Genomic DNA, 13,520 nt, shown 5'->3' on the forward strand with positions numbered 1-13,520 from the left:
GATATCTTCCTGACCGAATTCTTTTTCACAAAGCCTTAATGATATTTCTCCATGGTCCGGCGCGATGGCATGATACGCATTGGTCATCAGGTTCATGGCGACCTGGTGCAGTTTTGTCGGGTCTGCCATTATATAACCGCATTGGAAATTGATCTCCTGATGGATTTTTATATTACTCGGGATGGTTGACCGGCAGAGTTTCAACACCTCTCTAATAATAGTTTGAAATCGAACGGGAATGCTTTTATCTTCGGATTGACGGCTGAAAGAAAGAATTTGGTTGACAAGCTCGCTAGCCCTTCGGGCTGCTGTTAGAATCTCCCTGGCATTTTTATATTCAGTGCTCTCTTTATAAAAATCTTCCATCAGCATTTGTGAAAACCCGATAATCGGAAAAAGGATATTGTTGAAATCATGGGCAATACCGCCGGCCAGAGAACCAATGGCTTCCATTTTCTGGGCTTGCTGAATCTGCTTTGCCATTTTTTTCCGTTCGCTGATATCCCGTAAAATAGCATTTATTCGCTGTGGACTGCCCAGATCGTTCCGGCTCAGGGACATTGAGATCTCTACCCATATCCGTCGGCCATCGGCAGTCAGCCTTTCGGACTCATAACCGGTTAATTCACCGGTTTCATGCACATGACGTATCTTTATTTGATGTTCTGCCAGGCGGTCTTCAGGGCAGAAGCGTGTGATGGGCGACCCCAGGGCATCTTCTGCCTTACAACCAAACATTCTTTCCGCGCTGGGGTTGAACACCGTGATCCTGCCATTCAGGTCAAAAGCCATCACCGCATCAACAGAGGCCGCTAATACGCCAGCGTATTGACTTTCAACGGTTTTACGGTGATTTTCGTTTTCAATGGCCCATAGAGCAAAGGCAATGTCGCCTGCCACTTCCTTTATGAGGTCGTGTTCTTGGGAGATCTGGGCAAACTCGATGGGGCAGGAGAGGCTGAGCCAGCCAAAGTTCCTGTCAGCGTGATTCAGCCTCACACAAAGTCCGGCCCGGCCGGCATAGAGCGCACTCAACGGACAGCCCTTGCAATATTCTGACGGGTTTTCTTTTACCTGAATATTGCCGGACGTGTGGACCGCTTTGGCACAAGCCGGTATATCCCCGGCGAGCAGGAATTCGGCCATGGGGGTAAACCCGCCGTTAAACCCCGCATGATAAAATGGTCTCTTTGGCCGCCCGTCCACTGTCAGCGCGATCCATGCGTTATAAAAGCTGCGGGTTTCCACCAGCAGACGGCAGGCTTCCTTCAGAAGGCGATCCGGATCCTTTTCTCCGACAATGAGCTGGTTGACGTTACGGATGGCTGCCAGCGAACGGTTCTGGTGGTCGAGGCGCTCTTGCAGTTTCACCCGGCTGCGGTTGACGCGATCCATGAGGACCCCAACAAGCAAGGCCGCTGTTACGTAAAAGGATCTAAAAAACAGCTCTTTGGGGCTTGCCCCATGCACTGCAAGCCCCCAGAAAGTTTGTCCATCAATAGGGAAAAAAAAGTAATTCGTAAGAACATCCAGTATCCACAAAACCAGCCCGAACAGCATGGCAGTGATATATATGAGCATGGTATCGGCCTGGGCCCGTCGTGACGACAGGCCGAAAAAACGCCGGGCAGGCCCCAGGCTGAAGATGACATAGGCGATCATCAGAAAAAGATAGGCTGTCACCGTGTTTTTAATGCCCACCGTATGGAGCCAGGCCGGACTCACGTGGTCCTGTACCAGCAAGGGGTCCCAGGGCGGTGGATTCAAAGAGACCAGCCATGGAAATAGCATCATAAAGCCGAGTTCACTAATAATACGGAACGGAATCTCCACGGCAAACGAGGTCATATACCAGGGAGAGCTGCCGGAGCGGCGGTCGGCCCACCAGCCGTGCCAGACAATCCATAAGGTGAAGACCGGCACCGAGTAAAGGATCCCCCAGCCGCCCTCGTACCAGAGCCACCACATGGTTTGGCATCCGCCGGCCAGGGCGCAAAGCAGTCCGTAGCGCCAGCCCCAGGCCAAGGCAATGAGCAGGGGAAAGAATACTCCCAACAGAATGCTGATTTTAAAATCGCCGGTTTTTAAAAATTCAATGTCCAGAAAATTAACGCCGAATCCGATCAATCCGAATACAAGCGCCACGGTCACCTGGTAGGAACGCTTTCCAGGAAATTTAAGCCCGGGAATCTGATGCCAAAAATCGTTTCTATGTCTATCATTGACCATTACACATTGTCCCAAGGCAGGATTAAGTATTTTACCATGAAGAGCATGAAGACCATGAAGCGCATGAAGAATATACAGGAAAATCAATCGTCATGTCCGTCATGCGCGTCATGGTTCTAATCTGTACACACTGGACGGGCAGGATGGAAAATTATCCATCCTGCCGAGTTTATTTAACTGATTTAAAAATCAGTAAAATCATCATCGTCATCCAGCGGAATCACCTGGTTCGGCCTGAGCTCTCGGGATGATGCCTGGGCCGGCACTTGTCTTTTCGGTCCAGCAATGGTTTTGATTTGCGTCCGTCCGGCTATGGATTCGTTGTGGCTGCCGCTGCCCTTGACTATGAGTACCAGGTCCCTCACATACTCCTTGAGTTGTTCGGCCTGGGCGCTCATTTCTTCTGATGCTGAAGCCGATTCTTCTGCATTGGCGGCATTCTGCTGTACTACCTGATCCATTTCCGTGATCGCTAAATTGACTTGTTCAATGCCGTTGGCCTGCTCATTGGACGCTTCGGATATCTCGGTCACGATCTCCCCGACTTTAGCAGAGCTTTGGGCCACTTTTGAAAAGGCCTCATGGGTGGTGGAGACCAGTTCGGATCCATGATTGACCTTTTTTACGGTGTCTTCAATTAATGCTGCCGTGTTTTTGGCTGCTTCCGCCGCTCTCATGGCAAGATTTCTGACCTCATCGGCTACCACGGCAAATCCGGCGCCGGCTTCACCGGCACGGGCCGCTTCCACAGCCGCATTTAATGCCAGAAGATTGGTCTGGAATGCAATTTCATCAATGGTTTTGATTATTTTGGAGGTTTCCTCGCTGGCTTTTGAGATCTCACGCATGGAGAGATTCAAATCGTGCATGGAGTCATTGGCCGTTTTAACCACCTGATTGGCTTCTTTCATGAGGTGGTCTGCATGGCTTGCGTTTTCGGAGTTCTTTTTGGTCATGGATGACATCTCCTCCATGGAGGAAGAGGTCTCTTCAATGGATGCCGCCTGTTGGGAGGCGCCTTCCGCCATGGACTGACTGGATGAAGAGACTTGCGTGGATGCAGACGCCACCTGAGTGGCACCTTCATTCAGACCGGCAATAATCCGGTTCACCGGTACGGTGATGCCCCGGGTAATAAAAAATGCGATTATACATCCCACAATGAGCGCAGCGATCAAACCGATGGTCATAACCGTGGATGCATTGCCAAGGGACGCGACCGCTCCATCGGCAATGCCGCTGGTTGCGGACATTCCCGCATCAGCCATGGCATTACATGCGGCAATGGCCACTTCACCGGCTTCCGCGCGCTGAAGGCCGATTTCCTGAAGCCGGGTCCAGTTGGTTAGAAAATCAGACATGGCTGTTTTATATGTGGTGCCGGCCTGCCGGACCGCTTCAATCTGTTTCAGGTTTTCTTCTGAACGGGTCGCGGCTTTGAGGGCATCCAGTTTGTCATTAATTTTGGAAAAATCTTCCAGGGCTGTTTTTATTACAGCCGGGCTTCTCATGGCCTGGGCTTTAAATGTACCGATAAGCGCATCATTTCCCAGATTGGTCACATCACCCACCAGGGTTATTTTATTGCGTCGATCCAGCATATCCCGGCTTAATTTTTCCTGCTGCCCTTTGAGGAATTCATTACAGTTATTCATATAGACCGCTGCATTTTCGTCCATTTTGGTCTTGAGCCGGGCCAATACACCCTGGTCCGCCAACAGCGACTTTCTGAATTCCGGAACAAAGGCCTTCATGGCCTCCTGGTAGTTTTTGCCGGCGGAAGCGGTGGCATCAATGCGCCGGAGGTCTGCTTCATCCCGGGTGATGGACCGAAGGTTCTCGAGCACCGTGAAGGCGCTGTCCAGTTTGCCGGCCGCCGCATCAATCATATCCGGTGTATTATTGGCCTGGGCTTTATAATTCATCACCCGGACCTCAGCACCGATGTCAACCAAGTTACTCACATGGGTGACTTTTTGCTGCCGTTCGGCCAAGTCCCTTTCAAATTGCTGGTTTTGACTGGCCAGGAAGGCATTGCTGTTGGCCATGTATTGGGCTGCGGATTTATCCAGCACTCCGCGGTTCTTTGCCAGTTCGGCACTCGTGTCCACGCTTTGTTCAATTAATGCCTTATAATTGTCAATGCCCTTGGTCGCCTCGGCCAACTCCTCCTTGAGCTTTTTAAGATTTACTGCTTTTTCATCCAGACGCCTTCCCGCTTCAACTGCTTTTTCCACAGTCGCCAGCTCTTCCCGGGCTTTTTGATAGAAAGTGTCGTCCTCGGTAAATCCATACCCGCGCATTTCAAACATCAGCCGGCTTACAGCCCCCCTGAGCGCCATGGCCATCTCCACTTCGGGTACGTATTCCTCAGCCAGCATTACATTCTGTGTTTTAACCGTGTTCATATTCCAGACCGCCATCCCGCCAAGCGCAATGGCAATAAGGATCAATAGCCCAAATCCTGCGGATATTTTAATTCCTAAACTCATATTTCTCATCTTTGCATTCCCTTTTATCATATGTTTTATTATTGGGTTCAAATCCGCTATGCGATACTTTGAAAATCTTGAATCTCTGCGCTGGAAAGAACCCGGTCAATATTCAGCAAAATTTTGACCCCTCCATCAATTTTGGCCATACCCATGATATATTCAGTGTCCAGATGGGTGCCAAAGGCCGGGGTGTCTTCAATTTCATCACCATGGATATTCAGGACTTCAGATACCGCATCCACCACGATGCCGATGAGAATCGTGGCATCGCTGGAGTCAATCTCCACGACGATAATGCAGGTTCGTTCCGTATATGGAATGCCGGCCATGCCGAATTTGGCTCTCAAGTCCACAATGGGGATCACTTTTCCTCTCAGGTTAATCACTCCTTTAACGAACTGCGGGGTCCGGGGAACCGATGTAATGGGCATCATTCCGATGATTTCCTTTACCTTTAGAATCCCGATGCCGTATTCTTCTTTTTCCAGGGAAAAGGTCAGGTATTTCCCTATTTTTGTGTTGATCTCCCTGATGGCTTGGTCCATGAGGCTTATGTCCTGGGTCATTCACTTTTCTCCTTTTTGATAAATCATATTTCTTAGGGCCATGGAAATTTTAAAATCCATGGCCCTAACGTTGAAATCTAATCATGCAAAAAAATTATGGCGTCAATCCGGGACTGATGCCTGGCGACTATCCGTTTTTGCACAGATGTTCCAATAAGAGTTTAAGGTTTTGAGTTTCAATCGGCTTAACCATGTAATATAAAATTCCCTCTTTTCTGACACGTTGTTCTAATTCACGCGAATTCTCTCCGGTCATGGTGATAATGTTGATGTTCGGATCAATCTGTTTGAATTCAGGGATGAGATCATATCCCAGGTAGTCCGGCAGCATGATATCCAGTAAAATGACATCAAATGCGGTTTCTAAAACGTGGTGCAAAGCCTCTTTTCCATTGCCTGCTGTCTGATAGTCATATCCCCATCGTTCCATTCTTCTTTGAATATAGGCGGCAACCTGGGGGTCATCCTCAACAATAAGAATTTTCATATAGCCTCCATATCCTTAATGGGAATGGTTGTAAGCAATAACGATGCCAACCTTCTTTTTTGTTGTAACTATTTAATAATATGTGATTTTTATTTTTATCCGGTCACATGCTTGATTTAGACGACTGTGTCAATTTTGAAACAATAGCTGAATTTTCTTATGGAACAAGCTGAATTTATGGGGATTTATGATGTATGTGTCAATATCGAACATTTTGTTTCAATTTTAAACCATGTTTTTTCATCCGGCGAAACAGGGTGCTGCGGGAGATACCAAGCTTTTCCGCCGCACAGGAACGATGCCAGTTCGTCGATTGCAATGCATTGATAATCTGTTCTTTTTCAACTGTTTTTATGGCATGGGAAAGGTCATTGGTCGTGTCTCCAGGCGGAATAGATCGCTTGAAATGATCAGACTGGATTGGCTTGACGGTCATATTTAAAATTTCAAATTCGCCGGTGGAAAAAAAACGTAACAGGGCGTTTTGCAGTTCACGGATATTTCCGGGCCAGTCGTGATTTAAAATTTGTGCAGCAATATGGTTGGGGATTTTTTTTAAAGGACTGTTTTTGGCGTATATGCCGGTAAAGTGATCAATCAAGAGCGGAATGTCTTCTTTTCGATCTTTCAAAGGCGGCAGGAAGATGGGGATGACCTGGATACGGTAATAAAAATCTTCCCGCATAAATCCTTCACCGACCAATTGTTTCAAATTTTTGTTGGTGGCGGCAACAATCCGGAAATCCGATGTTTTCTTTGATTGGCTGCCAATGGGATAGTATCCGCCGCCGTCAATGGCCCGCAGCAACTTGACCTGCATGCTTAGCGGCAGGTCTCCGATTTCATCCAGAAACAAGGTGCCGGTATCTGCCAGATCCAGATATCCGTGTTTGTCAAATGCCGCACCGGTAAAGGCGCCTTTTTTATAGCCGAAAAATTCGCTTTCCATCAGCGGTTCAGGAATGGCGCCGCAGTTGATGGTGATAAAGGCGTCGGCATTCCGGAGACTCAAATCATGAATGGCTCTGGCAACCAGTTCTTTCCCTGTTCCGGACTCGCCGTAGATGGAAACATTGGCATCCGAGTTGGCAGCCGTCAGTATTTGATCATATACGTGCTGCATTGCCGGGCTCATCCCGATAATATTCTGAAACCGGTACCGCTCTTTTATGCTGGATCGCAACCGGATATTTTCCTGCTGCAACCGGTTTTTTTCCTGAGTAACCAGGTGCTCTTTTTCTTTTTCCCGGGTTATATCCCGCAGGATGGAGAAGAGCGCAGGCGAGTTGTTCCTGGGGATTTTGGTCTGATCCTCTTCCACCCATATCCGATTTCCCTGTTTTGAGTGCAGTTCGTACTCAATCGCTTTGAGTTGTTCAGTGATCTGTATGCGTTGTATGATTTTTCCGACCCGTTCGCAAACACCATTGATCAGCTCCTGTTCTTCCTTGAGGAACGGCGTTTGAAAGTTTTGGTCAGGTTTCCGGGTCAGGTATACGGTTAACGATCCTATCTTTTTTCCTGAAAATTTTATTGGCGCAGAAATTTTCCATTGGTTAGGCGCATGGGGACAATTTTTATATGTTTTATTCAAGACGACTGCTGTTGCGGCAGATATGTCCGGATACTGAAGGCTCAAGGGGATGATCTCTACCACCTGCTGCATCAGAAAATCAATGTCAAGATTCTCTGTTTCGGCTATTTTTGAAATCGTATATAAGCAGTGAAGTTCTTTTTTTCTTTTTTCAAGATCAAAAGTCGTTTTTTTAAACTGCTCTTTAAGGCTATTGATTTGTTCAATCAATTCATTCTGATTCATTCGAACCGCGTGTTATTTTGAGTGTGAATAAAAACGAGAATTTATTGTAGAGATCCAAGCACCTAAAGGCAAGTGTTTTAATGCGTTTTCAGGAAGTTTAAATCCGCTTTTCAGGAGACTTGGCAGATCTCCTGTTTTTGTGTTAATAAACTTCGGGTTATACTTTTTTTGTTCCGGCTTCTGGTGATCGGAGGAAGTGAATGGTGAGAAAGAACTCCAGGCGTTTTTTGTACCATTATCTGTTTCCCTACGCAGGGTTGTTTCTTGTCAGGCTTTTGTGAGCCACCTACCGGATTAGGATTGTCGATCCGGACAATGAACAGAACCTTTTAAAGGCTGGTGGGCGACTGGTTTATGCCTTATGGCACCAGCGGTTTTTCCCGGGGATAACCTTTTTTTCGCACCGAAAGCTCATTGCCATTATGATTTCCCAGAGTAGAGACGGTGAAATGGTGGCCCGGACTGTGAACATTCTGGGTTGGCGGGCCGTGAGGGGGTCTTCATCCCATGGGGGGCCAGGCCCTTGAAACCATGAAAATCCTGGCCAGCCAGGACTACAAAATCGGCCATATCGTGGACGGCCCCCAGGGACCGTTCGGCGCGGTGAAACCTGGTCTGATTCGCATTGCCCAGTATGCACAACTGACCATTGTTCCCGTCATTATGTCCGGGCAGAACCTGTGGGCGTTCAATTCCTGGGACCGTTTCATGGTGCCCAAACCCTTTTCCCGGGTAATCATCCGGTTTGGCTCCCCTATCCATGTGTCCCGGGATATGGGGAAGGAGGGATTTGGGCAGATGCAGGCGCATGTGACCCAAACCCTTAAGCAACTTTATGCGGATACAGACGCTGTCTGGCAGGATGAGGTACGTCTCAGAGAAATTTTTGGTTGATCCTTTTCACTGTTTTTCAGCCATGATCATGGCTGCGCCCAAGGCGCCCATCATCTGGGGGTGATTGGGGACAAGGACCTCTTTTTCCAGGGCCTTTGCCACCATGTGCACCATACATGGGTTTTGTGCCACCCCGCCGGAGAATACAACGGGCCCTTGGGCTCCCACGCGGTTCAGCATGCCCACGGCACGTTTGACCACACTTAAGTGAAGACCCCGGGCAATCTGCTGTCGATCCTGGCCCTTGGCAATGAGCGATGTCACTTCAGACTCTGCAAAGACGGTGCACATGCTGTTGATCTGAAGATCTTTTTGGGCAGCAAGGGCGGCCGGACCAAACTCATCCAGGGAAAATCCCAGATTCTGTGCCATGATTTCAAGAAATTTGCCCGTACCCGCAGCACACCGGTCATTCATTTCAAATTTCACCACCCGACCCTGTTCATTGAGCCGGATCGACTTACTGTCCTGGCCGCCAATATCAAGAATGGCAAGGGCTTCGGGGAATTCAAGGCGAACGCCTGCAGCATGGGCTTTGATTTCCGTGACCGTTGATGCATCTTCAAACGCCACCTCAAAAAGGTTGCGTCCGTAACCTGTGGCCATGATCTTGTCAAATTTTACCCCATCCATCACTTTTTTGGCCTGGGAAATGGGGTCAAATCCGGTATCTGTCTGGCGGGTTTCAATCACCTTTTTGTTTTCAACCACTACCAGTTCAATGCTTCTGGAACCGATATCAATGCCTGCGCAAATCATTTTTTTCCTTAGTCAGAGATTTGTTCTATAAAGGCTTCCACCCGGGTTTTAAGCTGCCCGACATCCTCCATGCCGTAATCGGTTTCAATCCTCATGCAGGGAATGCCTAATTTTTCAAGTTTATTTTCCACAGGGATGGATTCCATAATATAAGGCTGACAGAACTGCAGACCGTAATGGATCACACCGTCTGCACCATAGGCCTTGGCCATTTCAACAATATGGTCGCTCCGGTCCTGGTTGGGGGTAAAAATAGCGCAGTCCACCTTGAAATATCGGTCTGTGATAGCCTCCATCAATTCATCCAGGCTTTTTCCTGAATCCTCGGTCAGATTCCGGGTGCCCCTTTCGCCCACGCAGGACTCTTCGCCTACGATTACGGCACCTGAGGTTTCAATTATCCAGGGCAGTTTCCAGTTGGGTACGGCCATGGGACAGCCGGAGATAAGAATCCTCGGGGTTTTTGAAGGGAATACGCCCTGATTTTCCTTGATTCGCACCTCAAGTTCGTCACAGATTTTGTTTACCGATTCGGTGAACCTGGCTGGATTGTCGTAAAAGAACACTTGATTGGCCAGAAGGGCGTCAAGTCCTGAAATGGGAGCCGGGTCCGCCTTTCTTAATCTTGCCAGCCGGTGCAGGGCTGCTCGTTTGGCATTGACCACCTTAATTCCTTCCTTAAGGGTTTCCGCGGTGATCTTATTTCCCGTTAATTTCTCCACTGCTGTTTTGAACCGTTCATATTCTGCTTTGAGAAGCGAGCGTCCCTGGCTGGATTTGACCTGGGGAAGGTCCATGACATAAAGGTTGTCCACCATACCGGCAAATATTTCATAGGCTTTTTTCTTGCCGTCACAGGTGTTTTCTCCCACAATCATGTCTGCACTTTCAAGGTAGGGACAGACCTTGCCAAGTTTGAAACCAAAGGAAGACTTAATCAATGAGCAGGTGTTTCTCGGTAAATGTTTTTCCACTTCTTCAACGGCAAAGTCCGCACCGGAACATAATCCTACCAGGGTGGCACCGCCTGCAAGCGCAATTTCTTCGGGAACAAATACGCAATAGCTGCCGATGATTTTGCGGTTCTGCTTTTTTTCGTCCAAAAGCTCCTTGATTCTCAACCCATGAACCTCGCTCATGACAAAATCAAAATAACCCATGCCTTCGGGGCGATTCTTCTGGGCAAGATATATGTCCCGGTACCCTTGCCCCAAAACACCTAATAACGCGTCGTGGGCCTGTAAATCCATGCCAAGGCTCTCCCACATGGGGGCATAATCTTCGCTCATTGTATTCTCCTTTTGTAACGTCAAAGTTTGTCTTTTAAAATCGATAAACAATTTAGTCTCAAGTTGTTACGAGAGTTAATCTGTTTTGAAATTTGCAAGTATAATGGGGGGCGGGATTTTAAATCAAAACGAAAATACAAATAGAAAAAATAAATACAATTGGAATTTTCAATAAAAACATAAGGGCAGAATATGAAACCATATCCTGCCCTTTAAAAATTATAACCAGAAATCTAAACGTTACATAGCGTTTTAAAAGTCTTCATCCAGTTCCTGGCCTTCCGGCATGTTAAGCAATTTCATGTCCGGCCCCAGATATTTCCGTTCCTTCCCGCCGAGCACGCCCAATGCAAAGCAGATCAATGTCCATAAATGCATAACATGATAATGACACTCGTAATGATCGGCAAGCTTGTGAATTTGATCATGGCAGTTATGGCAGGGTGTAATACAGTATTCTGCACCCGTGGCCACGATCTGATCTTTTTTAATTTCGCCGTATTTCAGACGCTGTTCATTGTACCCGGACTGCAGGTATCCGCCACCGCCGCCGCAACAGAAATTATTGGAGTATTTGGGGGCCATGTCGATGAAATTTTCTTCGCCTACACAGGCTTTGACAACAAAGCGCAGATCTTCGGCCAAAGCATCGCCAAAGCTCTTTCTAACCTGCTGACAGGGATCCTGAACCGTAAATTTGATTTTAAGATCTTTATTCCAGTCGGAGCCGGGTTTCAGTTTGCCTTCCCGCATCCATTTGGCATAGTACATAACCATGGGGGCAATCTCAAGATCGGTCTCAATACCGAACTTCTGCTGGCCTTTCCATACGGAAAAGGTGGAGTGGCCGCACTCGGTGTTCAGGTATACCTTGCAGTCCAGTTCCATGGCCGATTCAAGGGTGTTCCGGGTTACTTTTTCCCATTTCTCTTCATCGGCAAGGAACATACAGTAGTTTTCACCACCCCAGCCCCGGGTGCCATAGGTCCAGTCGGCACCAACGATATTTAAAATCTTCCACAGGGGAACCATCTCTTCGGGCTCCACACCCGGTTCACGGGAATTCTGACTTACAAAGAAATGAGCCCCTTCTTTGTTGATCGGCGCCTCAAGCTCTTCCCAGCCCGGCTGGCTTTCCTGGACTTCCTCGAGAATGTCGCCGACCACCCATTCAAAATCCTCTTCAGAAAGCCCCATGGCACTGCCGCTGGTATTTCGAAGAGCCATATCACAGGAACCTAAAATACCTTTTGGCCTCTCTTCACGGGGCTTTAACTGCCGGGCTTCAAAGATCATAGCCCCAATGTCGATCTTCATCGGGCAGACATAGAGGCATCGCTGGCACTGGGTGCACATCCACACCCACGGGCTGTTGGTTATCTCTTCATCCATGCCCAAAGCCACCATCCTGACAAACTTGCGCGGGTCCATATTTTCAAGCCCTGTTGCCGGGCAACCGGAAGCGCATACGCCGCATGTCAGGCATGTATTTAGGTTGACACCATTCGGCAGTTTACTCATCAGTTTTTCTTTAAACGCTGCCTTTTTTCCCTTATCAAGTTGTATTGCCTCGGTCATAACGTTCTCCTTTGAAATGGTTGCTTTAAGGTCTAATCTTTTTACATCAGCATTATTATTATTATTAAATTCCCGATGTTCCGCTATCAGTCAGCCTATCAACCAGCCACAAGCCCGCAGAATACCTTTCTTAGGTATTCCTGGGGAATGGGTGTCAGGTATTGATCGTCAAAATCCGGTTTTCGGTCCTGCGACCTGACTGTTTGAAAATCAAATGGTGCCGGGTTGTTACGAATGGTGAATGCGGTCATCTTCATTTCAGTATTTTGGGGCTGCTTTTTTGAATTATTATTCAGCCAGGCATCACAGCTTTCGTGATCCCCGATATGCATGATGTAAATGATCTGTTTGGTGCGGATGCAGATAAGACGATATCCTGCACCAAGGTCATATTTCCATGAATTTTTCACCCTGGCATCTGAACGCGCCCTGAATAGTCCTGAAGCCTGAGAAGTCTGGCCTTGGATCATGGCCTCAATGATTGTTCTGGCACGGCCTGCTGCAATGAATGGTGAATTGACCTGACCTTCCATTGCAGTAAGCTGCCTTTCCAGTTTGGGATGAAGGTGGACTTCAAAAGCCATACGAACCCTCCGGTTAACTGCCGCATGTCCCGCCGCTGCACCCCTTGCATCCGCCTGCCGGTTTCAGGGCGGATTCAAGGCGAAAGCCGGTGCCTGCGAAATCAATATCCACAGGGCCGGCCTTTTCCAAAAGGTTTTTATCCATAATGTATTCCACCTCATCAAAGGTAAATACGGCATCTGTATCTTTTTTTTCGTCTAAAGCCATAGCAAGGCTTGGCCCGCCGCATCCGGCGCTGTTGAGAAAAATTCTGATGGGCGTAATTTCTTTGCCTTCAAAGTACATCCTGACCTGTTCCTGGGCAGGTTTAGTGACATTGATCATCTGACAGACTCCTTTAAATACTAAAATTGGCCGGGTGTTATTTTCAATTTTTCAATGTAATAACAAGTGTTTCTCCATTAAATTCTGCACCAGCCAGCCACGGGCGGTGCTTTCAAAATACCTCAGTGTCGTCTGGGAAACTTTGTCATCATACCCCTTCCTTTATAGTCAGTAACAATTATCCAACCTAAACCAGAAACGATTCAAGACCTATATAAAATAGGGGTTTTTGGCAAATTGATAATCCTTATGTGCTTGTATTTCTATTATCGGGATATTCAATTTTGCCCATTGGAAGAGGTGTTATCATGATATATATTTAATGTGACCTGCGGGGGGGNNGGTGACCGAAGCGGTTTTGAATCATGGCATCCAACGCTGAATCCAAACCTGCGGATGGTCCCTTAGTTGGTGACAGGACAACATCCCGTGTTTGGGCGCAAAGTTGCCCATCTGCGCGTTGCAGATGGGGGCCTTGGTCATATTTTAGGCCAT

12 protein-coding genes are annotated in these 13,520 nt (G+C 47.8%); 2 read left to right on the plus strand and 10 right to left on the minus strand.

Annotation, left to right across the window (positions count from 1 at the left end; all coding sequences use genetic code 11):
- The 5 genes from B3D59_RS17810 to B3D59_RS17830 form a co-directional block, all read right to left on the minus strand.
- Nucleotides 1-2,229: GAF domain-containing sensor histidine kinase (locus B3D59_RS17810; RefSeq protein ID WP_286822488.1), on the minus strand; the 2,229-nt coding region annotated here is incomplete at its 3' end.
- A 182-nt stretch (nucleotides 2,230-2,411) separates the two neighbouring features.
- Nucleotides 2,412-4,730, minus strand: coding sequence for a methyl-accepting chemotaxis protein (locus B3D59_RS17815; protein WP_286822489.1), 2,319 nt, complete (start codon nucleotides 4,728-4,730; stop codon nucleotides 2,412-2,414).
- 47 nt (nucleotides 4,731-4,777) lie between these two features.
- Nucleotides 4,778-5,290 (minus strand): chemotaxis protein CheW, encoded by a 513-nt coding sequence (locus tag B3D59_RS17820; RefSeq protein WP_004074689.1) that lies wholly within the window; start codon nucleotides 5,288-5,290, stop codon nucleotides 4,778-4,780.
- 127 nt (nucleotides 5,291-5,417) lie between these two features.
- A complete protein-coding gene (locus B3D59_RS17825) occupies nucleotides 5,418-5,777 on the minus strand; it encodes a response regulator (RefSeq protein WP_286822490.1) in 360 nt (119 codons plus the stop codon).
- 199 nt (nucleotides 5,778-5,976) lie between these two features.
- Nucleotides 5,977-7,596 (minus strand): sigma-54 interaction domain-containing protein, encoded by a 1,620-nt coding sequence (locus B3D59_RS17830; RefSeq protein ID WP_286822491.1) that lies wholly within the window; start codon nucleotides 7,594-7,596, stop codon nucleotides 5,977-5,979.
- A 449-nt stretch (nucleotides 7,597-8,045) separates the two neighbouring features.
- On the opposite strand from B3D59_RS17830, the gene B3D59_RS17835 reads away from it, so the two are divergent.
- Nucleotides 8,046-8,123 (plus strand): hypothetical protein, encoded by a 78-nt coding sequence (locus tag B3D59_RS17835; RefSeq protein WP_286822513.1) that lies wholly within the window; start codon nucleotides 8,046-8,048, stop codon nucleotides 8,121-8,123.
- Entirely contained in the window at nucleotides 8,104-8,490 is a 387-nt protein-coding gene (locus tag B3D59_RS17840) for a hypothetical protein (protein WP_286822492.1), read from the plus strand. The genes B3D59_RS17835 and B3D59_RS17840 overlap by 20 nt, the downstream gene beginning before the upstream one ends.
- A gap of 6 nt (nucleotides 8,491-8,496) precedes the next feature.
- Here the strand turns inward: B3D59_RS17840 and B3D59_RS17845 are convergent, their stop codons facing one another.
- The 5 genes from B3D59_RS17845 to B3D59_RS17865 all read right to left on the minus strand — a co-directional run bounded on the left by B3D59_RS17845 (nucleotide 8,497) and on the right by B3D59_RS17865 (nucleotide 13,025).
- Nucleotides 8,497-9,249, minus strand: coding sequence for an acyl-CoA dehydratase activase (locus tag B3D59_RS17845; RefSeq protein WP_286822493.1), 753 nt, complete (start codon nucleotides 9,247-9,249; stop codon nucleotides 8,497-8,499).
- An 8-nt stretch (nucleotides 9,250-9,257) separates the two neighbouring features.
- Complete coding sequence (locus tag B3D59_RS17850; RefSeq protein WP_286822494.1) at nucleotides 9,258-10,538, minus strand: double-cubane-cluster-containing anaerobic reductase; 1,281 nt, start codon at nucleotides 10,536-10,538, stop codon at nucleotides 9,258-9,260.
- Nucleotides 10,539-10,790: 252 nt separating this feature from the next.
- Entirely contained in the window at nucleotides 10,791-12,116 is a 1,326-nt protein-coding gene (locus B3D59_RS17855) for a (Fe-S)-binding protein (RefSeq protein WP_286822495.1), read from the minus strand.
- Nucleotides 12,117-12,214: 98 nt separating this feature from the next.
- Nucleotides 12,215-12,700: a hypothetical protein gene (locus tag B3D59_RS17860; protein WP_286822496.1), complete on the minus strand. Its 486-nt coding sequence runs from the start codon at nucleotides 12,698-12,700 to the stop codon at nucleotides 12,215-12,217.
- Between the two features lie 13 nt (nucleotides 12,701-12,713).
- Entirely contained in the window at nucleotides 12,714-13,025 is a 312-nt protein-coding gene (locus B3D59_RS17865) for an IscA/HesB family protein (protein ID WP_286822497.1), read from the minus strand.
- Nucleotides 13,026-13,520: the final 495 nt, after the last annotated feature.

Source organism: Desulfobacter sp. UBA2225, assembly GCF_002348205.1.
In the GTDB taxonomy this organism is placed as follows: Bacteria; Desulfobacterota; Desulfobacteria; order Desulfobacterales; family Desulfobacteraceae; genus Desulfobacter; species Desulfobacter postgatei.